Origin of the sequence: Candidatus Methylospira mobilis (assembly GCF_009498235.1) — a bacterium.
GTDB classification, from domain to species: Bacteria; Pseudomonadota; Gammaproteobacteria; order Methylococcales; family Methylococcaceae; genus Methylospira; species Methylospira mobilis.
In genome coordinates this window covers 1,032,856-1,058,200 of the sequence record NZ_CP044205.1, presented here as the reverse complement: position 1 = coordinate 1,058,200, position 25,345 = coordinate 1,032,856, and the positions used below count along the sequence as shown (strand labels likewise).

At 53.0% G+C, this 25,345-nt stretch carries 26 protein-coding genes and 1 pseudogene; 4 read left to right on the top strand and 23 right to left on the bottom strand.

Annotated features, from left to right (window positions below):
* Positions 1–4: 4 nt before the first annotated feature.
* The 22 genes from F6R98_RS04535 to rpsB form a co-directional block, all read right to left on the bottom strand.
* Positions 5–331 (bottom strand): (2Fe-2S) ferredoxin domain-containing protein, encoded by a 327-nt coding sequence (locus tag F6R98_RS04535; RefSeq protein WP_153247969.1) that lies wholly within the window; start codon positions 329–331, stop codon positions 5–7.
* Positions 332–342: 11 nt separating this feature from the next.
* Positions 343–654, bottom strand: coding sequence for a ferredoxin III, nif-specific (fdxB, locus tag F6R98_RS04530; protein ID WP_153247968.1), 312 nt, complete (start codon positions 652–654; stop codon positions 343–345).
* 15 nt (positions 655–669) lie between these two features.
* Positions 670–888 carry a CCE_0567 family metalloprotein gene (locus tag F6R98_RS04525; protein ID WP_153247967.1) on the bottom strand — a complete coding sequence of 73 codons (219 nt, stop codon included), beginning with the start codon at positions 886–888 and terminating at the stop codon, positions 670–672.
* An 18-nt stretch (positions 889–906) separates the two neighbouring features.
* Positions 907–1,380, bottom strand: coding sequence for a NifX-associated nitrogen fixation protein (locus F6R98_RS04520; RefSeq protein WP_153247966.1), 474 nt, complete (start codon positions 1,378–1,380; stop codon positions 907–909).
* Positions 1,381–1,559: 179 nt separating this feature from the next.
* Positions 1,560–2,042 carry a nitrogen fixation protein NifX gene (nifX, locus tag F6R98_RS04515; RefSeq protein WP_194270133.1) on the bottom strand — a complete coding sequence of 161 codons (483 nt, stop codon included), beginning with the start codon at positions 2,040–2,042 and terminating at the stop codon, positions 1,560–1,562.
* Positions 2,011–3,453, bottom strand: a complete 1,443-nt coding sequence (gene nifN / locus F6R98_RS04510) for a nitrogenase iron-molybdenum cofactor biosynthesis protein NifN (RefSeq protein ID WP_153247964.1) — start codon at positions 3,451–3,453, stop codon at positions 2,011–2,013. Before nifN ends, nifX begins: the two co-directional genes overlap by 32 nt.
* Positions 3,446–4,915, bottom strand: a complete 1,470-nt coding sequence (gene nifE / locus F6R98_RS04505; protein WP_153247963.1) for a nitrogenase iron-molybdenum cofactor biosynthesis protein NifE — start codon at positions 4,913–4,915, stop codon at positions 3,446–3,448. The genes nifN and nifE overlap by 8 nt, the downstream gene beginning before the upstream one ends.
* A 237-nt stretch (positions 4,916–5,152) precedes the next feature.
* Positions 5,153–6,073: a C1 family peptidase gene (locus tag F6R98_RS04500; protein WP_153247962.1), complete on the bottom strand. Its 921-nt coding sequence runs from the start codon at positions 6,071–6,073 to the stop codon at positions 5,153–5,155.
* A gap of 26 nt (positions 6,074–6,099) precedes the next feature.
* Entirely contained in the window at positions 6,100–6,558 is a 459-nt protein-coding gene (locus F6R98_RS04495; RefSeq protein WP_153247961.1) for a putative periplasmic lipoprotein, read from the bottom strand.
* Positions 6,559–6,638: 80 nt separating this feature from the next.
* Positions 6,639–7,949 carry an outer membrane protein assembly factor BamD gene (locus tag F6R98_RS04490; protein WP_153247960.1) on the bottom strand — a complete coding sequence of 437 codons (1,311 nt, stop codon included), beginning with the start codon at positions 7,947–7,949 and terminating at the stop codon, positions 6,639–6,641.
* Positions 7,950–8,124: 175 nt separating this feature from the next.
* Complete coding sequence (locus F6R98_RS04485) at positions 8,125–8,781, bottom strand: penicillin-binding protein activator LpoB (RefSeq protein WP_153247959.1); 657 nt, start codon at positions 8,779–8,781, stop codon at positions 8,125–8,127.
* A gap of 402 nt (positions 8,782–9,183) precedes the next feature.
* On the bottom strand, positions 9,184–9,555 hold the full coding sequence (locus F6R98_RS04480; protein ID WP_153247958.1) for a hypothetical protein: 372 nt from the start codon (positions 9,553–9,555) through the stop codon (positions 9,184–9,186).
* A 277-nt stretch (positions 9,556–9,832) separates the two neighbouring features.
* Positions 9,833–10,207, bottom strand: coding sequence for a DUF423 domain-containing protein (locus tag F6R98_RS04475; RefSeq protein ID WP_153247957.1), 375 nt, complete (start codon positions 10,205–10,207; stop codon positions 9,833–9,835).
* Between the two features lie 317 nt (positions 10,208–10,524).
* A complete protein-coding gene (locus tag F6R98_RS04470) occupies positions 10,525–11,253 on the bottom strand; it encodes a DsbC family protein (protein WP_153247956.1) in 729 nt (242 codons plus the stop codon).
* Positions 11,254–11,278: 25 nt separating this feature from the next.
* Positions 11,279–12,649 (bottom strand): RIP metalloprotease RseP, encoded by a 1,371-nt coding sequence (gene rseP / locus F6R98_RS04465; RefSeq protein ID WP_153247955.1) that lies wholly within the window; start codon positions 12,647–12,649, stop codon positions 11,279–11,281.
* Positions 12,650–12,656: 7 nt separating this feature from the next.
* Entirely contained in the window at positions 12,657–13,838 is a 1,182-nt protein-coding gene (gene ispC, locus F6R98_RS04460; protein ID WP_153247954.1) for a 1-deoxy-D-xylulose-5-phosphate reductoisomerase, read from the bottom strand.
* Positions 13,835–14,653, bottom strand: a complete 819-nt coding sequence (locus F6R98_RS04455) for a phosphatidate cytidylyltransferase (RefSeq protein ID WP_153247953.1) — start codon at positions 14,651–14,653, stop codon at positions 13,835–13,837. Before F6R98_RS04455 ends, ispC begins: the two co-directional genes overlap by 4 nt.
* Before the next feature lie 154 nt (positions 14,654–14,807).
* On the bottom strand, positions 14,808–15,566 hold the full coding sequence (locus F6R98_RS04450) for an isoprenyl transferase (protein ID WP_153247952.1): 759 nt from the start codon (positions 15,564–15,566) through the stop codon (positions 14,808–14,810).
* A 38-nt stretch (positions 15,567–15,604) separates the two neighbouring features.
* Positions 15,605–16,162 carry a ribosome recycling factor gene (frr, locus tag F6R98_RS04445; protein WP_153247951.1) on the bottom strand — a complete coding sequence of 186 codons (558 nt, stop codon included), beginning with the start codon at positions 16,160–16,162 and terminating at the stop codon, positions 15,605–15,607.
* 1 nt (position 16,163) lies between these two features.
* Entirely contained in the window at positions 16,164–16,886 is a 723-nt protein-coding gene (pyrH, locus tag F6R98_RS04440) for a UMP kinase (RefSeq protein WP_153247950.1), read from the bottom strand.
* Between the two features lie 152 nt (positions 16,887–17,038).
* Positions 17,039–17,926, bottom strand: a complete 888-nt coding sequence (gene tsf / locus F6R98_RS04435) for a translation elongation factor Ts (protein WP_153247949.1) — start codon at positions 17,924–17,926, stop codon at positions 17,039–17,041.
* A 254-nt stretch (positions 17,927–18,180) separates the two neighbouring features.
* Positions 18,181–18,945: a 30S ribosomal protein S2 gene (gene rpsB, locus F6R98_RS04430; RefSeq protein WP_153247948.1), complete on the bottom strand. Its 765-nt coding sequence runs from the start codon at positions 18,943–18,945 to the stop codon at positions 18,181–18,183.
* Positions 18,946–19,139: 194 nt separating this feature from the next.
* On the opposite strand from rpsB, the gene map reads away from it, so the two are divergent.
* The 4 genes and pseudogenes from map to F6R98_RS04410 all read left to right on the top strand — a co-directional run.
* Entirely contained in the window at positions 19,140–19,934 is a 795-nt protein-coding gene (gene map / locus F6R98_RS04425; protein ID WP_153247947.1) for a type I methionyl aminopeptidase, read from the top strand.
* A gap of 12 nt (positions 19,935–19,946) precedes the next feature.
* Entirely contained in the window at positions 19,947–22,559 is a 2,613-nt protein-coding gene (gene glnD / locus F6R98_RS04420) for a [protein-PII] uridylyltransferase (protein ID WP_228125082.1), read from the top strand.
* 329 nt (positions 22,560–22,888) lie between these two features.
* Positions 22,889–24,022 carry a carboxypeptidase regulatory-like domain-containing protein gene (locus F6R98_RS04415; protein ID WP_153247945.1) on the top strand — a complete coding sequence of 378 codons (1,134 nt, stop codon included), beginning with the start codon at positions 22,889–22,891 and terminating at the stop codon, positions 24,020–24,022.
* A 295-nt stretch (positions 24,023–24,317) separates the two neighbouring features.
* Positions 24,318–24,803: pseudogene (locus F6R98_RS04410) on the top strand (IS5 family transposase); the annotation flags it as partial.
* Positions 24,804–24,830: 27 nt separating this feature from the next.
* On the opposite strand, the gene F6R98_RS04405 reads toward F6R98_RS04410, so the two are convergent.
* Positions 24,831–25,253: a gamma-glutamylcyclotransferase family protein gene (locus tag F6R98_RS04405; RefSeq protein WP_153247944.1), complete on the bottom strand. Its 423-nt coding sequence runs from the start codon at positions 25,251–25,253 to the stop codon at positions 24,831–24,833.
* Positions 25,254–25,345 lie beyond the last annotated feature (92 nt).

Here is a 25,345-nt window from a genome sequence, read left to right as displayed (position 1 = left end):
TCTCCTACCCCCAAACAAACTCAGGCACTTTGAGCCGCTCAACCGGTACGTCGTTCAGCAGATGTTCATCTATGATGGCCGGTACATCCTCGGGAGTCACCTTGCCGTACATAATTCCTTCCGGATAAACGAGCACGCTGGCTCCGAAACTGCAAGGACCCAGGCAACCGGTATTGGTTACCGAAATTGTGTTGAACAGATTGCGCTGCTGGATTTGCGTCAGGAACGCATTCATCACCGCATCGCCGCCCTGCTGAGCACAGCACCCGCGCGGGTGTCCTTCCTGTCTGCGCTGAACACAGACAAAAACGTGTTTACTGGGTTTGGGCATTTCTCTTATCCTCAGGCCGCTACGGCCAATGGCGCGTGAGTAAAACAACTTTTCGGACAAACGCGGGAACACGCCGAACAGCCGATACAATCATTGGCATGCGCTATGGTCATGACTTGCGCGTTATCCTCGTCCAGATCCTCGAACTCGTCGATTTCTTCCTCGGACATGACATCGCCGCGATCGACCAGATCGAAGACATCGCGCGGACATACCTTGAAACAGCGTCCGCATCCGATACAACGAGCCGGATCGATAGCCTTTACAAAAGTCGGCGTCCATACCGTTCCGCCGGCGGTTACGCCGGTTACAACATCGCTCATGTTTTTCTCCCGGCCTCAGGCGGCCAATGCTTTCTTCGCCTCTTTCAGGCGTTCGTTTACTTCGGCCCAGGCTTTGCATGCGTCAAAGGTTGACTGAGCCAGTTCGGGAATTTCTTCATAACCGGCAGGCAGTCGATCCTCCACCAGATCATGGACTTTCGATGCCCATTCCGTGGCGATACGCTTGGCCTTGGCAACTTCCTTTTCCAGTTTTTGCAACTCTTCAGGGGTCATTATCATTCCTCGCACTAACTAGAGATTGGCGACCTCAGGATAGGTCTTGATTAACTCCACCGCCCTGTTAATCAGGGTGACAGCTTCTTCGTTCAACTTTGCCAGCGACGGAAAGCCAAAGCGATGCACATCGCGCAAGGTCTTGTCCAGCACGATCAACCTGCCGACGGTGACAAATGCGCGCCCGAAACCTTCATGCGACAGATTAATCACCGGCACCGCCATCAGACCGGACTCCTTTTCGATCAGACTGGCTAATGCGTTGTAATAGGATTTGACGCGCGACATGGTAATTTCATCGGGATCGCCGATAATCGGAATGGCGCGTTTACGCTCCTTGGTCAGAATCAACGGATCGAGTATCTTTGCATCCGACCAGCCGTCATAGGTGCCGTAGCTGTCCACGGCCTTCAGTTGTTTTAAAATTTCCTTTGAGATATCCGACTGGAGTGTTTCATCGGTTTCCTCGATTACAAGCCCGGCTTCGGTCATTATGGTTTCCTCTGTTTTTTGTCTCGCTGCGCGAGGTTTTTTTGACTTCATACTGTCCACGAAAATCACGAAAATTTTTATCTGCCAACTCGCGTCTGAGCACAAACCATTCAACCCGCGCTTTTTTCGTGTCTTTCGTATTTTCCGTGGAAAACTCTTTTTAATCTGTTCGTGGGTAACTACTCATCCCAACCCTCGGCCTCCAAACGGTCGAAGCGGCTCATATCGGGAGCGGCCTGACGGGCCAGCGCCTTGGCCACCCACGCGGAAGGCCCTGAACGCAGTTCGTTCTGAAAGTCGCACAACAAATCACTGATCAGGCTGCCGCGATAGACCTTGACCGGCTGGATGCCGCTCGCCATCAACTGTCGCACCGCCGACGCGCCTATAGCTTCGCAATACACCGCGGCGCAATCGTGCAGCAAGGCTATTTTCGATGCCAGCTTGTCTTCGTTGCCGTCCTGCTCCAGCTTGCCGAATTCGGCGACTTCTACCAGCGTATGCTCATCCTGATTGATCGCATAAATCGCAAAGGTTTTAGCCGAGCCGAAATGCTGGTTGATTTGCTTCATGTCTTCGGTAGCAAAAGCAATTTTCAAATGTGGGGCCATACATTGTTCCTGGGTCTGATCAATGATGCGCATGCGTCGGAGTAGCGCCATGGGATTCTGCCTCTAACGGGTAGCTTGCCAACTCTTCGGCCGGTTTTTGCCCGAAGATCGACCGGTAAACGGGAACTTCGTGCCGATGAACCATAGCCAGCGCCAGATTGGCAAAATCGAATAATGTCTGCCGGGTTCCCGCATAGCCGACATAACGCTTTTGATAAGCACCCACCGTGTCGTACAACGGAAAACCGCACCGTAACAGGGGGATATTCAGACGCTCGGCGCTCTGCGCGGCGTGAGAGTTGCCGACCAGCAGTTCGGCGTCAGTCTCACGCGCCAGCGCTTCCAAATCTTCCAGATCACCGATCTTGATCGCAGACACCGGCGCCAGCGCCAATGCCGGCCCGTCGCTGGACGCAACCGCAGCAACAACCTGGCCGCCCATTTCATGCACGACGCTCGCCAACGCGGCCAATAAATCCGGGTCGGCTGCAATAGCAACTCTAAGGAAACCCAGCATGAAATGGGTATCCACCATGGAATCGAGCAATTGCGCGCGCTGACGTTCCAGGCGCTCCGGAACCGGTACAGCTGCAACATCGGCCAGGGTTTTAACCAGGGCGTCGGTCGCCTTCAGCCCGCAAACATGATTAAAATAAAAGGATTTGACGCCGGTGCGCTGCTCCAGTATTTCTCCCGCCTTGCTCAACGAGGTACCGATAACCAGACTGGCGATGGAATCGCCCAAGGTACGCAACTCGGACATCGGCGTTCCGCCCAGACTGACCGGACTGAAATCCTCATCCGTCAAATGTCCGTCCAGAGAATCGGACACATCTGGAACAATAACCGGCCGCAAGCCGAACCACTCTATAATATCGCGCAGATGTTCGAGGTCGCCCGGTGTCAACAGCGATCCTGCCAGCACGTTAACCTGACGCGGCCGGTTGCCGGGACGGGTGCCGGCTTCTGACGCCAACGGCACCAACTCGCTGACGATCTGCACCAGCGTCGCTGCGTAACCGGTTTCGAGGCAGCCGGTAAAATCCGGTGTATTGACTCCCACCACGCCAATATGAGCAAACTGCGGATACTTTGCACGGAACTCATGCACGCAACGCTTGATGTCGGTGCCTTGGGTTTCGGAAAGTCCGGTAGTCAGCACGGTAATCAAATCCGGCGCAGACTTTTCAGCAATGTTTTTCAAGCCTTCGATTACATTATCGTCCGCGCCCATCACCGAACTGGCCTGATCCATCGCGCTTGACTGCAGCGGAATCGGCTCGCGGAAATGCCTCACGAAATAAACCTTGGCAAACGCAGTACAACCTTGCGAGCCATGCAGCATCGGCATGGAGCGGTTAAACCCCAGCGTCGCCAGCGAGCCGCCAACCGGTTGACTGGCCTTTAGCGGATTTACCGACAGCGCTTTTTTTCGCTTGGAGATAACAGGAGTCTCAGCCATGTATCGCCTCCGCCCCATGTCCGAACTCGGTCAACTCGTCAGCATCTTCGGCTGTTTCCGCGCTTAGCGGTTGGATGGTTTTCGGTACATGCCACGGCGCAGGCGTACGAACCGCTTCCCAAACCGGGCTTTCCATGGTCAAAGCCAGTTGTCTGACCAGCTCCAGCATGCCGCGATAACCGGCATAGCCAAATTCACGTTCCTGATTGATATCCAGGAAAGGCAGACGCGCCTTCAGAGCGGTGTACAGGTTGCGACCGCCGGCTATCAGGATATCGCAGCGATAATCCTTCACCACCTGCAGCAGCTTGCGCGGACTGACGTCATCAAGCATCAACGCCTCTTCGCCCATCAGTTCTCGTATGCGCGCCTTGTCTTCCTCAGTGGATTTCTTGGTGCCGGTTGCAACCAATACCATGCCTAAATCCTGTAGCGCGGACACCACCGACCAGCTCTTCACTCCGCCAGTGTTGAGCAAAACGCGTTTTCCCCCCAGCCTTTCGCGCCAGGGCGCCAACTCGGCGGCAATGCGCGCTTCCTCACGGGCAATAACGGCTTCGGTTCGCTCGATCAAATCAGGATCATTGATGACGCGAGCAAAATCGCGCAACGCCTGACTGGTATCGGTAATGCCGTAAAAACTGCCTTCGAACCACGGCGTGCCGAACTGGCTTTCCAGTTTCCGTGCAACGTTCAGCATTGCCTTGGAACAAACCATCATGTTGACGCGCGCACGATGCATGGTTTGCACTTCGCGGTAACGCGCATCGCCGGACAGAGTACACAAGACCCGCAAGCCGAGCTCGTCCAGCAACGGCATCACATGCCAAAGCTCGCCGGCAATGTTGTATTCGCCTATCAGGTTGACATCGTATACCGGAATACCCGAACGCTTTGCGCTCTCCGGCAAAGGATCGGGCTCGCGCGTGCCGACGACGTATTTCACCATCGATTCACCGGCAATGCGGTTACCCATGTTCTTGGTACCGTAAAATCCGGCAGAATCCACCGGCACCACCGGGGTACCGTATTTTTCCGCGGCCGCCTTGCAAATCGCATCGATATCGTCGCCAATCAGCGCCGGCACACAGGTGTTGTAAACAAACACTGCAGGCGGATCATAACTGTCTATAGCCTGCTTGATGGAATGAAACAGGCGTTTTTCCGAGCGCCCCATGATAATATCCTGCTCGGTCAGATCAGTTGTCATCCCGATGCGGTACAGCTTGGGACCGGATGAACGCGTGCCGCGGTTATCCCAGGAACTTCCCGCGCAGGCTATCGGACCATGGACGATATGCGCCACATCGACGATGGGCAGCAGTGCGATCTGCGCGCCGTCGAACGCACACCCTCCCGCCGCCGCGCCCGGCTTGGGCTTGGCGCACCCGGATTTCGATTTTTTGTTATGCTCGCAAGCAGGTTCGTCCAAAAGCTGTGCGATATCTTTGCCTGATTTCATTGGAACCCTCACGAATACTGTGTCTATACCTATGCAAAGCAAACCACATGCCATAATAGAAGGCAGCAAATACAACAGGGCTCAAAGAAAATACGTGTAGGCAACCGGACAAAGCCGAAATGCGGAGTCACAAGTGTGACAATACTGAATGTTGTTAATACTTGTTTCCGGGCTCGCCACTTCAACCGCAGCCCGCAAGTCTCTTGTAGCAGGCGGCGGTATCAGGATCTCCGACATCTAATGTGGTTGGGTGCTGGCGAGCTCGATTACAAAGGCGTTTTCCGCCCATTTTTTCAGGGCGCCGTAGGATATCCAGCCCATACCTTTATCGCCCCAATTTTCGCCCCAGGAGTTTAACAGTTTGAATGCCTGTCTGGTTTCGCTATAGCCCACCAGCACCACGACATGCGCTCCGGTGCGTGGCGAGGTTAAATCATCGTAAACCTGGTCGCCGCGCAGCCTGTCGAAAGAATCGGAAACATACATGCCGAAAATCACCGGGTTTCCAGCGATAATTTGCCCTTTAATATCATCGATCTCCTGAGTATCCAGTTTTTTCCAGCCGTCGATGCGGAAATGCGACGCGTCAGTTAACGCCCGGTCGTCCGGCAAACGCGAGCAATTGTTTTCTTCGTAAGGAAATACCGCTTCCGTGGCCACGCCCGCTTTTTTCATCAGCCCCAAAGACTCTGAAATACTGCTGCCGCTATCGCAACCTCCAACTTTAACCTGGTTATAGATAAATGCCGGACTGAAAATATGTTCAGGATCGCTGGGTTTGCTGCCGCCTTGTTTGCGAGCTTCGTGATAACTGCGCGTATAGGCCGTCGCCCAGGCGACACAGGAATTCTGTTTACCCTGATTGCCGGGCTTTGGAAACATCGCAGACAAATCGGCTTCCGGCGCCAGCACCGACTCCGGCGGCGAGATATCGCGGTAATGAGGCACCTGGGGCATGACCAGGTACTTTTCCGGATTTTCCGGGATATAGCCGGTGGCGTGTTTTTCCAGCACCGGCGGTAAATTATTTCTATACATTTCCGCCGGAGCGGCGGGGATTAACTCAACAGGATCGGGAGGTGGCACAGCTTGTCCTCCCAGCAGTATAGCCGGCAGTAACAGCGACAAAGTATATGCAACAATCTTGAGTTTATTCATTATGAATCCGGAATCCGTTTTATGAATCAATACGCGTCCCTGATTTCAATCAGGTAATTATTCACATCCGCAGTCAGGGAGGACTCCTTGTAATTACCTAGCGCGCGGGGCTGGATAATAAGTTTGCGCCAGACACTTTCCGGCTCGTTCTCCACCGCGTCTTCGCCCATAAAATGTGAGCGCAACCCCAGCACCAGCGGCGCATCGGTACAGTTCACTATGCGTGCGGAAACCTGCACGGTATTTGTCGGGGTACGGCTGGCCTTCAATGTTTGCACCACCAGCCGCTCCTTCAGCAGAGGGTTGTTGAATTGCACGGCATCCAATGGAATTGGACTCATTTCACCGTATTCCTGCGCGACCAGGGCCGGCCCGTCCGGCATATATTGAGTTGGAAATTTGCACTCCACGACCATGGTCCGGGGCTCCGCGCATCCGGCGGCCAGCAGCGCTGCCGCCAGCACCAGAGTTAGTTTGGGATTCATCAAGTTTCTCTCCTCAAGTGCAATCAGCTTACAATACTGGGTTAGCGGCCCCGACGATAATATATCGTCTCCGTAACACGTTAAAACTGCGTTTTCAATCGTTCGCGAAAGGCCATATTTTCTTGCCCGCGCTGCTCACCGGTATCTTCGGGTATGATTTGGGCTTGGGGTAACTGTTGTTTTGCCGAAGGGAAATGCGCCCAGGCAAATCCGCATTCGCCATGCTGAGAGTTCACAGCGAACGAAACCGGCTCCGAAGCAGCATGCACCTTCATGGTCAGCGCGCCCAGATCGGATGGCGGAGTTTCCAGGGGTTCCAGATAAATGTGCCTGGGCAAGCCTTCCCACGTCCGGATGTCCGCCTCCGGCGTAGTAGCAGCCGCGATACCGCTGGATATCAGACTCACCAAAGCACCCGCCGCAATCATCGCCAAACCCGCATCCCGGCTTTTCGAATCGCGTGAGAATGTCATCATCGTTCCAGTTCTGGCTATTACGCCACCCACCCCGGCAGCAGTATACGCATTGTTTTTGAATTGGGCCTTGTCTGCGTTGATCGTATCGACAACGCGCACGCCCTGGGTCTCGGCCTGATAGTACAGATCCCCGGCCATAACAGGCGTGCCGACGGCGGCATGCCCCTGGTACAATCGAACATCGCTATTCCGGTTGGCCGGATTGTCGGTAAACTGCAGCAATTCCTGATACTTACCTTCTCTAATCTTTAGAGGTGCATATCCGGACTCCATGATAGCCAGAAACTTGCCCGGATTATCGATCAGATTCGTCAACGATGGCGTGACGCGCGCGGCGCGGCGCAAATGATCCTGCGCCGACGCCTGATCCCCCATGCACATGGATGACCAACCCGCCAAATAATCCATAAGACCGAAATCTTCGTTGTAGCTCGGGTTTTCGGAAAATCTATCCTGACGGCTGGCGCCGAGGAAAGCCGCCCTGGCGTTGTCGTACTCACCTGAGCGCAGATAAAGAAGTCCCCGATAATAATATGTCATGGCGCGCTCGTAGGCTTCGCCCTTGAAGTCTTTAACTTTTTCCTGATGAAAATTGGAACGCGCCGCTTCCGCCTGCGGATTATTGGCATAAATAGCGTCGATCCGCGCAATAGCGTCATCAAGCGCATGTTCCGCAATGGCATAGTGCCGGGCTTCGAGGGCCGCAAGTCCCAGGCGGTCTTCATTTAAAACTGCATTACGCTCGCCATCTTCGAATAGCGTTTTAAAAAAAGGGCGCAGCTCAGCGGGTTTATTCGCAATAAACGCCTGTATTTCTGCAGGTTGAGCAAGATAGTTTCGATCAATTGAGGCGCACCCGCTCAATAGCGTCTCCACAAGCGCCGCAGCGACAAAAAACCAATAACTTTTCCGCATTTGAATATTTAAGCTTAATTTTCGGAAATAACTTATTCGCTCGAAGTCGGGTTTCAACGAGCAGGCTACCGTTACGAATATCTTACCTGCCCGTAACGGTAACCATTGTGTACCCCACGCGACCGCATTTTCATTGGAGTATCGCAGTCATTAGAGCGGGTGGACAAGCTAGATCTCAGCGATATACCGCGCTATCGGCGGCCGCTTTTTCAATTTCGTAATTATTGCTCCAGATAATTTCCCCGCTCTCCAGGTCGAGCATTTCGAAGGTAACCTGGGTATAGCGCTGATACATCCCGCTACTGCGGAAAGAGCTGGTATCGAGCGTACCGATACTCCCGACAAGCTTAAAATCGACCCCGAACAGCGCTTTAGTCAGACCGGTTGTGCCGATATCGGTTTCACCTTCACGCTTGAGCGATCGCTCGCGTTGCAGTGCATAATCGTACTCACGGCCGATAAATTTGATCTTACCCTTGGCGGAGCGGTTAAGCTCTACTCGCAGACGATTTATAATCAGGTTCTTATTGATGGGCTGCGACCCTTCGTTGGTAAAGTCGGAACCGTCAATGATAATTCTGGGCGGGGTTTGACGAGCTGCAATCTGCGGGGTGGCGAGAATATCCCTCAGCATTTTATCGGTCATGGAAACAATGTCATAAGCCTCAATCCCCACGCCTGAAACCGGCCCTTTCACTGTGGGATCTACTTCCATGGCTGGAACGCCGCCGGCATTCTTTACATTTCCCCCGCTGCAGGCGGCCAGCGCAATACCCAGAATTAAGCTGATGAGAAATTGAAATAACGGCTTCGAATTTTGGCGATCTCGCATGTATGCTCACTCCTCAACAGTGGCGTTTATATTGGCTCATTATTTTGTAATTATTCAGCGAGTACTGCTGATTCATGAGACCGAAGCAGCGGGAAGTAATGCAAGCCATTCGAGATACACGGATGCGTGCGGTATATTTCCACTGCAAGTCCATCCCCTTCGGCTACGCTCAGAACAAGCCCTGGAAGCTCTCCACTCCCCGCCCTTAAGGGTACAAGAAGGTCTCGCCTGACTCAACTTACTTCATCTCCCGCGGGCATGCTGAATAGTTACAATATTATTATGCTGGAACCGAGGGGAAGGTCAATAACGCCTTTTCTTGACCAGAAGTACTAATCATTTGAAATTATCGAATTGGCCGGATGCCAAGGGAAAAACCGTAGTCCTCCCCGGCCTGAAGAGTCAGGTTACGACAGCATAGACCAGAAACAGGCCAAACGCGAAAACAAAGCCCGCCCAAACGCGAATAACGGTCAACCCTTGAGAGCACCACCAAGCCACGATCCGGTGAAAACGATTAAGTCCGATAAACGGCAAGACCAGTCCGGCAGCCAGAATAACCATACCCAATATGCGAATAAGCCCAGGCATGTGGGAAACCGGCGCGGCGTAGAGCAACGCGATGCCCAGCACAATACGAAAAGCCGCGGCGGCGTATAATCCGGCCAAACTGTCGAAGCCCCGAACAAAGCCGAGCAACTTCGCTGGTGAAATAATGCCCAGCGCGCCCAGGGCCACGATGGAAAAACCTATAACGAGAGCAATAAGCGTCATTTTACCTCCCAGGGAGAGATTGACCAGATACCGTAAAACCGCTGCTGGCAGTCAGGCATTCTGAGTCAATTAATCGCATATCACAACAATAAAGTCCGACATAACTCTGCAGCGCCGCCAAGCGTTTCGGCCGAGCAAGACAACATACTCGTACAAATCACGAAGCGAACACCTGACAACCACCCCGGGAAGAGGCTGTGTTGAGAGGATCGGATTATGGCGCGAGCGTTTTTGCTTGATAGTGGGGACATTCGCGCCATGAGCAGTTAGAATCCTTTTAACGTAATCGCCATGCATGGATGCCCAGCAGCATCCATGCACATAAAAAAGCTATGCCGCCCATGGGGGTAAAGATCGCGTAAAACTTATCAGCAGTTATGGACAGAGTGTAAAGACTGCCAGAGAAAAGCAGGATACCTATAACCATTAGTGAACCTGACCAGCACAATATACGGGAAGAGGGACGGGTTGCACTCAGCAATGCTATCAGGATAAGCCCAAACGCATGCAAGAATTGATATTGCACAGCGGTCTGGTAAATAGAAAGGCTGTATTCGGAAAGTTGGCTTCGAAACGCATGGGCGCCGATAGCGCCCAGCGCTACGGCCAGAAAGGCGGAAATGGAGCCCAAAAGCAGAAAAGCTCTAAACATGCTACCTCCGCTATGTTGAAGATATCTTTTCAATAACGGGTATCTTTATCGCGCATGAATCATGCGCCAGCCAGCCCGGATGAACAGGGCAGACTCCCCTAAAAGACTAGCTGTACCCGCAAGCTATTAAAATACCCGGTGCAGTCGGGCCAAACAATGCTCTACGTCCGCCGAAGAGCCATATCATTTGCTGAAAGCGCGTTTTGTTTGGAACTCCGTAAACGACCGAATACAAACAAGGACTATCGATCAAACTCGGCCTAAACAACCAAACACGGGGCAGCAGCATTATGCTGCCCTCGTGACAGTTATGGCAACTATTCCTCATCCAGCATTTTGGAAAGCTGCGCAGCCGGAACATAGCCCGGCAAAATACTGCCTTTTTCTGTTACGATCATCGGCGTGCCGTTCGCCCCCAGATCGGTACCCAGCTTGTATTGCTCGGCTACTGGATTCTTGCAGGGAGGCGCTTGCGTAGTTTCTCCTTTTTTGGCCTTGGTCATCGCGGCGTTTCGATCTTTCGAGCACCAGACGGATTCCGCCTTCTGCCAGGAATCCGAACCTTCACCAGCCCTTGGAAAAAACAGGTAACGCACTTCTATTCCTACCCCGAGATATTGATCGATTTCAGAATGCAGTTTACGGCAGTAACCGCAATCGATATCTGTGAACACATAAATCGGGTGTTTAGTGGTTTTGGGCTTGAAAACTATCATTTTGTCGAGACCAAGCTTATTCAGCGCAGCAATCCTGGCTGCGGCCTGACGCGGCTCCGTTACATCGTCTTTCGCCTTCAAATCGACAATATGGCCCTGTATCAGAAAGGCGCCATCATCCGATACATAAAACAGTTTCGGCCCGATCGTAACTTCATACAACCCGTGAATAGGAGACGGTTTGATCGAGTCCGGCTTTTCACCATGCAAAGCCTCAACCACGGATTTTTCTATAGTGCCGACTGCGGACGAATCCGCTCTGGCCGCACCGCCGGCAAGCAGGGAGAATCCGCCCAGGAGCACTGAAACAATCAGAATTATTTTTTTCATAGGACACTCACATTTCAGAGCATAATCAAGCCAAGACACGCTTGATATCGAGAAAAAAGGCTAATAGCATTAACGAAACCAGCAACACTACGCCGAGCTTCTGGAAGTATAACTGCGTCCGCTCCGAAACCGGCGAGCCTTTTACCGCTTCGAGCAAAAAAAGAAAAAGATGCCCGCCATCCAGCACAGGTATGGGCATCAGATTCAACACGCCCAGACTGACGCTGACAACGGCAAGAAACTTGATGAAATGTAAAAACCCCATGCTTGCGGATTGACCGGCGTACTGGGCAATACTGATCGGGCCGCTTAAATTTTCCACGGAAGCTTGGCCGGTCACCATGCGCCCCAGCATGCGCACGGTCAACCCGCTCAAATCAATCGTTTGCGTCCACGCAGCCGATAAGGCTGGAAACGGGGCCAGACGATACTCCACTTCCATGGCCGCGCGTATTGCATCGGGAACATGCGCGGCTGCACCTATTTGCCCGACACGTCCCTCCGTCGTATCAACCGCGATCGGTGTAATAACAGTTTCCAAACGCACGCCGTCGCGTTCATAACGCAAATGCAGGGTCTGCTCCGGGTGTTTACGCACGAAATCAACCCAAAAAGGCCAGTTTTTTATTGGCGTATCATCGACGCTGAGCAACTGATCCCCTGCCTGCAAACCGGCGCGTTCGGCTGCGCCGCCGGCTATCACGCGGCCCACCTGCGCCGGCAATATCGGTTGACGCGGTTGAAAGCCGAGTTTTTCATGCAATAACTCGGGGTGCAGTGCGCTATCGGCAGACGCCGACAGCAAGCGCTCGCGATGCTCCCCCGTTTCAGTTATCACTTCCACGCGGGCGCTTCCCTTATCGGTCAGCTTTTCCAGTATCGTGGTCAGCGCAAGACTCCACGTGGGCGTGCGCGTACTATCCACACCGACGATTTCATCGCCTTCTTCAAACTGGGCGACAGCCGCCAGACTGGCTGGCGTCACTGGTCCCAGCACCGGACGCATTCCGGTTTCGCCGACCACCAAAACCGTCCAGTACAGCAGGAAAGCGAGCAGCAGGTTGGCCAGCGGGCCGGCTACGACAATCAAGGCTCTTTTATACAGGGATTGCCGGTTAAAGGCGTACGACAAATCCGACTCGGCAACAGCGCCTTCGCGCTCGTCAACCATTTTGACATAACCGCCCAGCGGTATCGCGCCAATCACGAATTCCGTCGCGTCGGGCCTTGCTTGGTAGCGATACAGAGTCACCCCGAAACCCAGCGAAAACCGCAACACCTTGACGCCCATTTTGCGCGCGGCAATAAAGTGTCCCGTTTCATGCACGGCAATCAAAACAACCAGCGCCAGTAGAAAATAAAACAGGGTATGCGCCGCAATCGGTAAAGATGACATGGACTGTCTAACCTCGATTCTTGATATCGCTTTCGGCCAGGGCTCTGGTCTCGCCATCCGCTTCGAGCACTGCCGCAATGTTGTCGGCCGGCCGTTGACTAACTCTCTCCATGCAGGATTCGATTATCTGCGGAATTCCGGTAAAAGGCAGCCGCCGCTCAAGGAATGCAGCTACAGCCGCTTCATTGGCGGCATTTAAAACTGCGGGCATGACGCCGCCTGCCTTGACAGCCTGATAAGCCAGACGCAGGTTAGGAAAACGCTCGAAATCGGGCGCCACAAAATTGAGTTGCCCGATTGCGAACAAATTCAGCATTTCCGCGCCTGAATCGAAACGCTGCGGCCATGCCAGCGCATGAGCGATAGGAATACGCATATCGGGACTACCCATCTGCGCCAGCACACTGCCGTCGACATAGTCCACCATGGAGTGAATAACGCTTTGCGGATGAATAACGACCTGAATCTGCTCGGGAGGAAGATTGAACAACAAACAGGCTTCGATGACTTCCAGCCCCTTGTTCATCATGGTCGCCGAATCGACCGATATTTTCCTGCCCATGACCCAATTCGGATGCGCGCAGGCTTGATCGGGCGTTACATCATGCAAATCGCTCAACGCACGATTGAGAAACGGACCACCCGACGCCGTCAACAGTATCCGTCTCACGCCCAGGGCGGCATGACCGGCGCAATAATTTGCCGGCATGCACTGAAAAATCGCGTTATGCTCGCTGTCTATCGGTAATAGCCGTGCCCCGGAACGCGTGACTTCCTGCATGAACAGAGAGCCGGACATCACCAGGGCTTCCTTGTTGGCCAGCAGCACGGTTTTACCCGCTTTTGCCGCGGCGAGCGTCGGCAGCAGACCGGCGGCCCCGACTATGGCGGCCATGACGCTATCGACTTCCGGCAGCGACGCAACTTGCTCCAGAGCTTCTGCGCCGCGCAGAACTGCTATGCCGGTTAGTCCGGCCGATTTCAGTTTGAGTGTGAATTCATCCGCCTTGGCCTGATCGAGCAACACGACATACACAGGACGGTGCTTAAGGCATTGCTCGAACAATCTATCCAGGTTATTGTTCGCGGTTAACGCAACGACGCTGTATTGTTCGGGATGGCGCGCAATGACATCAAGCGTACTGACGCCGATGGAACCGGTAGATCCCAATATGCAGATGCCTTTCATTGAAAGTAGATCCCCAGTTCAGAGCATCCGGCGTAAAAGACGGACACACCCGCCAGAATACTGTCGATACGATCCAGAACGCCACCGTGGCCGGGAAGCACGGAGCCGCTGTCTTTTACGCCTTTGACACGTTTGGCCAAACTCTCGAAAAGATCGCCGACTACCGACACCACGACGGTAAGCGCGGAGAGCACAACGAAGTCGACCAGTAATACGGTTTTGAATTCCTTGTACACACCAACGGCTATTGCAAACGCAATAGCGGCCAGTAACGCCCCATACAATCCCGCAACCGTTTTCCCCGGGCTGATTTCAGGGCAAAGTTTGGTCAACCCCCATTGTTTCCCGCTAAAGTAGGCGGCAATATCGGCAACCCATATCAGCAGCAGCAGATAAAGCAATTGTATCCGCCCCAGATTGACCAGCGTCCAGACCAGCAGTATCCAGGCGCTGACCAGTACAAAAACTCCGATAAACAGTCTGAACGCTACCGGGTAGTTAAATGACACCAGCTTTGCAGGTATCCTTCTTATCAGGATGCTGAGCACAAACCACCACGCCACGACCGGCCAGGCCAGCCATTCCAGCAGGTAGCCTGCCCAGTACCGGTAGGTCGCCATCAGCAGCACGGTCGATGCAACAAAGCCCAGCCTGGATTTCAGCGCGGTCAGCCCGGACAAATCCGACCACTCCCATGCCGATACCGCTATAAATGCAGCGAAAGCTACAGCTACCCATATCTCGGGAAGATAAAGTATCCCCAGGATGATCAGCGGCGCCAGGGCAACTGCTGTAATAACTCTGTTTTTAAGCATGATCTTTCTCGTATCTGAATCTATTGGATAGTTACACCAAAACACACGAAATTTCGGCCGGAGCCTTCGACTCCGTTAGAGCTGAGCACGACGAAGGCATCGAGCCGAGATTCGCCAAACTCCGGACAGACGCTGACGATTTTAACGGAATAGGCTACTTGCCGGACAACCTCGTTGCGCACTGATCGACCTGCGCGCCTGTACGTCCGAAGCGGCGCTGCCGAGAGGAAAAATCGCGGAGCGCCTCCTCCATGCAGCTTTCATCGAAGTCCGGCCATAGCGTATCGGTAAAATAAAGCTCGGTGTAAGCCAGATGCCATAGCAGGAAATTACTGATGCGGTGTTCTCCGCCGGTGCGTATCAGCAAATCCGGGGATGGAAAACCGTTTAACGACAGATACTCCTCAAATAAGGCTTCGGTAATATCCTGTGCCGCTATCGTACCCTGCCCGACCTGCAGCGCTAACTGTTTCGCACCCTGGATTATGTCCCAGCGGCCGCCATAATTGGTGGCGACTACCAGTCGTAATCCGGTATTTTCCGCCGTCAGCGCCTCAGCGGAAAACATGCGCTGTTGCAGCGCCGGCGCCAGCGCCTGGCGATCGCCAATTATGCACAGGCGCACATTCTTTTCGTGCAGACGGCGGGTTTCCCGCTCCAGAGCTTCCAGAAACAAACGCATCAGCAATGTAACTTCCTGAGCCGGCCTGCGCCAGTTTTCACTACTGAACGCAAACAGCGTCAACACCTCGATACCGCGATTGCTGCAAAACTCTACAATTTTACGCACGGTCTGAACACCGGCCTGATGACCGGCCGAGCGTGGGAGATGGCGCTGTGTCGCCCAGCGCCCATTCCCATCCATGACTATGGCGATATGTCGTGGTAGTTGCTGTGTTATTTCGGCGACCAATGTAAGTTCCGGATGCTGTTGATTGAATTTAACATTATCTAGATTGCGAGCAGATCTTTTTCCTTTTGCTCCAGAATGGCTTCCACTTCCTTGACATACTGATCAGTCAGTTTTTGTATTTGATCTTCGCTTTTTTTCCCCTCGTCCTCGGAGATCAGCTTGTCTTTTAACGCATTTTTCAACTCGGTATTGGCATCCCTGCGTATATTGCGGATAGCAACGCGCCCGTTTTCCGCCTCGGCGCGCACGACTTTCACCAGGTCTTTGCGCCGCTGTTCGGTCAACGCCGGCAAAGGAACGCGGATAACCGGTCCGTTGGTAGCGGGATTAAGTCCGAGATCGGAAGTCATGATCGCTTTTTCAATTGCGCCTATCATACTTCTTTCCCACGGCGTTATCGCCAGGGTGCGCGAGTCCTCGACCGTGACATTGGCGACCTGGGAAAGCGGCACGTCGTTACCGTAATAATTAACCGTGACATGATCGAGCAGGCTGGGATGCGCCCGGCCCGTTCTGATTCGCGTCAACTCCTGTTTCAGCGCTTCTATGCTTTTTGTCATCCGCTCGCTGGTGCGGCGCTGGATATCATCTGTCATGTTATTTCTCGCTCACTATCAAAGAACCTATGGCTTCGCCCTGCGCCAGACGCATAATCGCTCCCGTCTGAAAAACATTCATCACGCGCAGCGGTATGCTGTGATCGCGACAGAGCACCAATGCAGTGGTGTCCATCACGTTAAGGCGCTGATCCAAGGCCTCGTCGTAAGTCAGTTCTGGGTAAAAAACCGCATCAGCCACCTTCACCGGATCGGCTGAATAAACGCCGTTAACCTTGGTAGCCTTGATCAGCAGATCGGCTCCAATTTCGATCGCCCGCAGGCTGGCGGCGGAGTCGGTTGTAAAAAAAGGATTACCGGTACCGGCTGCAAAAATCACCACCCGACCTTTCTCGAGATGGCGCACGGCGCGCCGCCTGATGTAGTCCTCGCAAACCTGGTTGATCTTAAGCGCGGACATCACCCGCACCTGCTGCCCCATATGCTCCAGCGCATCCTGCATCGCCAGCGCGTTGATAACGGTAGCCAGCATGCCCATATGGTCGCCGGTAACGCGGTCCAGCGCCTCCGAAGCCTTTTCCGCGCCTCGAATGATATTACCTCCGCCGATGACCAGGCCCAGTTCGATACCGGCCCGGCACAGATCGTTGATTTCAGAGGCAAGACGCTGAACAGTATGAGGATCTATTCCAGCGCCCTGCTCCCCCATCAACACTTCCCCGCTCAGTTTCAGCAGAATACGTTTGTAGGCTAGATTACTCATTCAATGACTCCGTGTAGTTTATACCTGCCTGCTCAAAACGGCCTGCAAAGCTTTAAGGCAGCTTTCAACAACAAAACCCTCCTGCATTGTTTCATTCGCCCGCATCAAGCCTTAACATTCAACCCCGAACGCTCCACCGAACAATAGCCGCTTCAGGAGCCGCGCACCTGGGCCATTACTTCTTCTGCAAAGTTGCTTTCTTCCTTTTCTATGCCCTCCCCCACTTCGTAGCGAGCGAACCGGGGTACGCTTGCTCCTTTTGATTTTAGCAGCGCACCTACCGTTTGATCCGGGTCCTTGACAAAAGGCTGTCCGACCAGGGTGACTTCCGCAAGGAATTTCTTTATGCGGCCTTCGACCATTTTCTCGATGATGTTCGCCGGTTTGCCGCTGGTTTCCGCCTGAGCGGAAAAAATTGTCTTTTCCTTTTCGATGGTTTCGGCCGGCACACCGGAATCATCCACGCACACCGGACTGCTGGCTGCGATATGCATGGCGATGTCACGCCCCAGATCCTGATCGCCTCCCGCGACTTCAACCAGAACGCCGATACGCACGCCGTGCAGATAGCTGGCGTTGATCCCCGCCTCGGAAACAAAACGCTCAAAACGGCGTACGTTGATATTTTCACCCAGCTTGGCAATCAGCTCTTTTCTACGCTCATCGATACTGATGCCGGCACCACCTGGCAATACCGTCGCCAATAACTCGTCCAGCGCATCGACCGGCGAGTTAAGTATGCATTGCGCGACCTGATCGGTAAACTCGATCAAATCTTCATTTTTTGCGACAAAATCGGTTTCGCAATTGGTTTCGAGAATCACAGCGCGTTTGTTGTCCTCGCTCACGGCAATAGAAACAAGCCCTTCCGCCGCCGTCCTGCCCGACTTTTTATCGGCCTTTGCCAATCCGGATTTACGCATGATTTCGACTGCCGCCTCCAGGTCTCCGCCGGCTTCAACCAAAGCCTTCTTACACTCCATCATCCCGGAGCCGGTACGTTCGCGCAGCTCTTTAACCATTCCTGCAGAAATATTCATTCAAGCACCTCTTACGTTAATCAGTAACCGCCCTCTTCCGAGGATATTAAGCGATAGCGAGCAAAAAATCTCACATCATTGAAATCACATGCTTTTTATGAGATAAACAAGCACTACCCGGCAACCTGCGATATGATCCGGCCACCCAAGCAGGAGAGGCACAGCAATACATCCCGCCCCATCATAAAAATATAAAAACGCCTCCCGGTCAGGAGGCGTTTTTCACCCGAGGGCGAACGGCTAAAAACCGGTCATCACTCGCCTTGATCGATTTCAATCTCGGCGCTAACTTCCAATTCGACGAACTCGTCGTCGGCGCCCGCGACAAAATTCGCGCCGCTGCTCTTACCCTGCGACACAGAGTCCGCTGCACTATGCGCATAGAGTTGCACGGCGCGTATGGAGTCGTCGTTACCGGGTATGATATAGTCGATCCCTAGCGGACTGTTATTGGTGTCGACAATGCCGACAACCGGGATTCCCAGCTTCAGCGCCTCGCTGATGGCGTTTTTCTCGTAACCGACATCCAGTACGAACAGTACGTCCGGCAACTTATCCATATCGCGGATTCCGCCCAGGCCCTGCACCAGTTTATCAAGTTCGCGCATCATGCCCAGCGCTTCCTTTTTGCTGAACCGGTTTAAACGGCCGTCGTCGCGCATGGCCTCAAGGTCTTTCATGCGTGAAACGGACTGTTTAATGGTCTTGAAGTTGGTGAGCATGCCGCCCAGCCAGCGATAATTTACGAAGGGCATGCCACAACGGCTCGCCTCTTCCTGAACGACCCTACGGGTAGTCTTTTTGGTTCCTACGAACAAAATTTTTCCACGATTGGCAACGACCTGCTCGATATACTTCATTGCGTCGTTAAACAGCGGCAATGTTTTTTCGAGATTGATAATATGTATGTTGCTGCGCGCGCCGAAAATATATGGCGCCATTTTAGGATTCCAATAGCGCGTCTGGTGGCCGAAGTGTACGCCCGCCTCCAACATCTGACGCATTGTTACATTTGACATCTATACTCCTGAAAACGATAAAAGAGACAGCCTGAGCCGCCTCGCGTGGGTTAATCCTCCACGTATCCCAGACATTCACCGGCTTGGGCCGGCACCCCAATGCATGTGACGATACGTGTGTGTAGTTGCTTTAAAAAGCCACCCTTTATACCATAACCGGCCTATCCCGACAATTATTTACCTGACAGGCAACCATGAGCGTTCTGATAAAAACATCTGCGGAAATCGAGAAAATGCGCATTGCCGGCCGACTTGCCGCCGAAGTATTGGAAATGCTGGAACCTTATGTCTTACCGGGCGTCACGACGGAAGAGCTCGATCGGATCTGCCATGACTATATTGTCGGCACGCAGAAGGCGATACCCGCGCCGTTGAACTACCGGGGTTTTCCCAAATCGATCTGCACCTCCGTCAACCATCAGATCTGCCACGGTATCCCTGGAGCCAAGGTTTTGAAGCAAGGCGATATTGTCAATATTGACATCACGGTGATCAAGGACGGTTTTCACGGCGACACCAGTAAAATGTTTCTGATCGGCGAAACCTCCATACGGGCGAAACGGCTGGTTGCCATTGCGCAGGAGGCCATGTTCCTGGGCATAGAACAAATCAGACCTGGCGCACATCTGGGCGATATCGGCCACGCCATACAGCGCCATGCCGAATCCAACAGTTATTCGGTAGTGCAGGAATTTTGCGGACACGGCATCGGCCGTAATTTCCATGAAGAGCCTCAGGTGCTTCATTACGGCCAGCCTGGACAAGGACTGGAAATCAGGGAAGGGATGATTTTTACCGTTGAGCCGATGATCAACCTGGGCAAGCGCCACCTTAGAATCCTGCCTGACGGCTGGACGGCGGTTACCCGCGACCACAGCCTGTCCGCGCAATGGGAACATATGGTTCTGGTCACAGCCGACGGCTACGAAATTCTGACTCTCAGGCAGGAAGAATTACAGAAAGTTAAACCGGACACACGCGCTCAGTAAACGATAACCGCCGTGCACAATACGATAGCGCACTACAAAACCCTGATACAGAGCAATAACTCGGCTGCGATACTGAATTTTCGCGCGCAACGCCCTATCAACATCAACGCCATCATTCTTGAAAACTCCGACTTCATGGATCGCTTGCTTGCCGAACTCTGGAGAGAGTTTCTGGGCGATTACGGCGAACAGACGGCGCTACTGGCAACCGGCGGTTATGGACGCCGGGAACTGCACCTCTACGCCGATATTGATTTATTGATCCTGGTCGCCGCCAACGGCGAACAAGCTCAGCAACAGCGCTCCGCGCTGACCCGGTTCACTACCGCATTATGGGATATCGGTCTCAAAATCGGTCACAACGTATGCAACGTCGACGAATGCGTCGTTCTGGCCGCCAACGATCACACCATAAGGACCGCGCTGACCGAACTGCGTCATCTGCAAGGGGCAGCGAGCCTGTCGGATGCGCTGCAACAGCGGCTTGCAGACGATGCGCCATGGTCGCAACCCGCTTTCTTCGCTGCAAAACTGGCCGAACGGGACCAGCGTTACGCCAAATATCATGAAACAGCCTATAACCTGGAACCCAATATCAAGGAAGGGCCGGGAGGATTGAGAGATATTCATCTGCTGGGCTGGATCATCAAGCATCGAAACAGCTCGCAAGACATTCATGACCTGGTAGAACGGCTATGGATTACCCAGGCGGAGTATGACGAACTCATGGATAACCGGTCCTTTTTGTGGGCGGTTCGCTTTGCGCTGCATGCGCTTACCGGGCGCTGCGAGGATCGCTTGCTGTTCGACTACCAGAAGGATCTGGCCGGCGAATTCGGCTGCCATGAGGATGACTTGAATGCAGCGGTCGAGCAGTTCATGCAGCGCTATTTCCGCACCGTCGTAAGCATAGAACGCCTGAACGAAATGGTGCTGCAACTGTTTCGCGAGCATCTGACAGTCGCGCCGTCATCGGCGCAAACGCGCGAAATCGACGAAAGTTTTAAAATACTCAATCATTATCTGGAAGTACGGCATGAAAACGTATTCGCCGATAACCCGCTGAAACTGCTGGACGTATTTTTAATCCTGCAGCGCGAACCCGGCGTGCTCGGCATCGGCGCGTCAACCATACGCCTGATCCGCCAGAACGTCGCACTGATTAACGAGGACTTTCGCGCCAGTCCCGCCGCCAGCAGGCTGTTCATGGAAATATTGCGTCAGCCCAGCGGCATTACCGATCAGCTCCGGCAAATGAACCGTTACGGCTTGCTGGCCGCCTACCTGCCCGAATTCGGCAGAGTCGTCGGACGCATGCAGTATGATCTTTTTCATGTCTACACCGTCGATGAGCATACGCTTTTCGTCGTCAGCAATCTCCGCCGTTTTGCACTGGACAAATTCAGGTCCGACCACCCTCACTGTAATGAAATTTTTACGCTGATCGAAAAACCGGAGCTGCTCTACATCGCCGGATTGCTGCACGATATCGCCAAAGGCAGCAACGGCGATCACTCCGTCGTCGGCGAGACCATTGCGCATGCGTTTTGCAAACGACACGGACTTGATGCGGAAGACACCGCGCTGGTGCAATGGCTGGTACGCCATCATCTGCTGATGTCCATGACCGCTCAACGCAAGGATATCAGCGACCCCGATGTCATCCATGACTTTGCCGCGCTGGTCCGCGATAGCAACCGTCTGAATCACCTGTATCTGCTGACGGTTGCCGATATACGCGCCACCAACCCCAACTTATGGAACGCCTGGAAAGGCGCGTTGCTGAGAGAACTGTTTACATCGACGCGCAGCGCGTTTCGGCGCGGCCTGGAGAACCCTGTTGCGCTTGCCGACAAAACCGCCTTCGTGCGTAGCGAGGCCCGCGCGCTGCTGCGGCGTCTGGGTCTGAATGAAGCCGCTATCACTCAGGTATGGGATAATATAGGCGACGAGTATTTTCTGCGCTTTCATGCCGACGAAATTGCCTGGCATACGGTCGCCATCTCTTCCAGCGAGTTGGAAACACTGCCGCTGGTGCTGCTGCGCCCCACCAGTCACCGGGGAAGCGCCGAAGTGTTCATCTACACGCACAACCGCGATTTCATCTTCACACAAACCAGCGCAATACTCGACCAGCTCGGACTAACCATCCTGGATGCAAGAATCATAACCACCAGCAACCGCTTCGCGATCAATAGTTATCAGGTTCTGGAACAGAACGGCAGCCCGATCAAGGATCAGCGCAGACACATACAAATCTGCACACGGCTGCGCGAATGCCTCGGCAACAGCGATCCCAATGCAAGCCTGCCTCATGTGCAGCGCCGCCAGTCCCGTCAATCCAGGCATTTCAAAGTGCCGACCGACATCCGCTTTCACGACGATCCTCAAAACCGCTATTCGATCCTCGAGCTTATCTCAACCGACCGGCCCGGTTTGCTGTCGCGGGTAGGCCGGGCGTTTCATAAACACAGCATACGCCTGCACAATGCCCGAATCTCGACGCTTGGCAGCCGCGTCGAGGATATTTTTTACATCACCGACCAGAATGATCGTCCTCTGGTCGAAGAACGGCAACGTAAAGAACTCGTGGAAACGCTATTGGAGCTGGTAGAGTCGGCGTAACGGTATGTGATTACGCAAGACTTTTGACTGATTGCTGGCCCAATTGATCCCTGCGTTGTTTTATTCAGGCGCCCTCAACCCCCATGAATTGACGGAACACACGGTCACCTGTCAACTTTGACAGGTGACCGTGCAAGCAAAGCAACGTAGACTCCAGCCTGCTTACCATCAGGGTTTTATCCAACAACCCTTATTCATCCACATACATAAGCAGCGGCTCATATTATAGCCTGCAGGCAAACCGGTCGATGAATAGAATTGGTCGTTACCTGATATTTATAATTCAACCTTCAAACGTTACGTTTTGAGTCGACTCAGGGAAAAACACAATGAAACTAACTTACAAGGCAATACTTGTTTACACTTTATTGACAGCAAGCACCCTGTCGGCTTATGCTGCAGGCGAACAAGAACCTTTTGCAGGCTATGTGTATGACCAGACAGGAAAACCGGTTGAGAATGCAACCGTAACTGTGAACGGCGCAGGTTATAAAACGGATAAAAACGGCTATTTTGAAATCGTAGTTGCGCGAACAAACCGCTACACAATTAATGCAAAAAAATTCGGCTACGGCTTTTCCTCCCAGGTTGAGCATGACTATGGGAACACAAACCTTAAGCTCACCTTACCCAAGGCGGAAACCATCAATATTATTTCCTCTATTGACAACACCATAAAAGATTCACGCGGAACTCAAATCATACTGGGCGCCAACTCATTAACGGACGCATCAGGCCGATTACTAAAAGCCAACACGCCCGTAACTGTATCGGTATACACATACAATCTTGATAATGAACAAATGCCGGGCGACATGGGATTTATGGACGGCAGCAATGCAACTGCGGGTTACCTGGAAAGCGCAGGGGTTTTTTCCGCCGATTTTACCGACGCCAACGGCAGCGCTAAATACAAACTCGCGGCAGGAAAGCAGGCAGCCATTTCCATACCGGCAAGCAGTACCGAATCATCAGTACAACTCTGGTCGTATGATGAAAACAAAGGCGCGTGGAAAGAAGATGCTAAAGAAGCGTCTTTAAACAAGAATACGGGCCGCTATGAAGGCGCCGTATCTCACTTTACATTATGGAATTTTGACTGGAAAAAAACAGAACCGGCATGCGTTACAATAGAGATTGAGGAATCATTTTTCGAAAAATTCAAGCAGCCGGGAAAAAACGGAGGTCAACTCACAATTAAAGCGGAAGTTACTTCCGGGGGCGTAAAACGTGTCATTGACTTATCGCTTGGCGATATGCGCAATGCAGTCAAAAACAGCCCCCATGTATTATATAACTTACCTCCGAATGCTACTGTAAAATTATTTGCTGGCAACTTTTCCATTCCTTACACTGTTTTCAATACAGGAACGCCATGGGGCGGCAAAGGAAGACCGACAATTCCTGAGTACGGCAAATGCAAAGGAAATACGACACTGACCTACCCGATGAATAATAAATAATTCTATTACTATTAATACTGCAAAACCATTGAGGAAAAAGGACGCCCTTCTTCATTAACGGACCAAGCTTGGTCTTGCCTCATGAAGGGCGTTTGCCTTTATTGATCTTCACCTCTTCACCTCTTCACCTCTTCACCTCTTCACCTCTTCACCTCTTCACCTCTTCACCTCTTCACCTCTTCACCTCTTCACCTCGATCATCATAGCCGAAACCTCTTTAGAAGCTGTTCACGATTTTTGCTGAAAAGTCGTAAAATAGCAGAATGAGAAAAAATACCCGAGCGATATCAGTAACGCCTCGACAAGCTTTTTGATCGTCGATGCGCAGAGCGTCAGGAACACGGATAGCTCGCGGCATAAAGGCTACGACGCGGGCAAAAAAGCTTCCGGCATCAAGCGGCATAGTGCCGTGGACACGCAGGGTCTGCCGCATGCGATTGCGGTCAGCACGGCGGAAGTAACCGATCGCCAGGGAGCGCCGGGGGCCTTCGATCGATGTTTCTCGAGTCTTCAGCAGGTGCGTAGCGGATTGGTGGATGGCGGTTACAGCGGACAACCGTTTGCCCGGGCGGTTAAAGAGAAACCGGGGGCAACCGTGCAGGCAGCCAGGCGTAACGAGCTACATACCTTTGCGGTGATACCTCAACGCCGGATGGTTGAACGTTCATTCGCCTGGTTGGAAAAATGCCGGCGTTTATGGAAAAACTGCGAGCGCGAGCTCAATACCGGCTTGCAGTTTATCCATCTGGCCTTCCTGGCGTTATTACTGAAAAGATTATGAACAGCTTCTTGGACGCCACGTCAGAGCCTACCCTCCACGCCTGAAGTCGCCGGATTCGATACGTTCGAGTTTAACCAGCGGCCAATTGTACAGATAAATCCACGCGCGCACACTATCGCCATTCTCGATGACCACGCTTTCTTTGCTGCGAACATACTCGGTCGGCTCGGGAAACTCCGGAGCGCACTCTTCATATTGATCCAGACGCGCCAACAAATCGCCGGGTTCATGCAACCGATACAGTTCCCCATGCACGCGATCCGAGACAGTCTGGGTTTTCACCGCCCCCGGATAATAATCTACCCGGTAAAGCCTCCCCTGCCACATCGCGGCGCAGACATACGCGGCGTGTTGCGCCAGCAAAGGGTGAGTATCCAGACTGGCGCCGCGCATCAAACTGCCGTATACGAACAAGAACTGTACATGCATGGTTTTCAAAATCTTTGTCATCTTTTTATTCGGTTCGATAACGATATTATTTGACCTTTATCGAGAAAAGTCTTTATCTTATTGACGCTCTCACAAACTATCTAAGGAGTTGT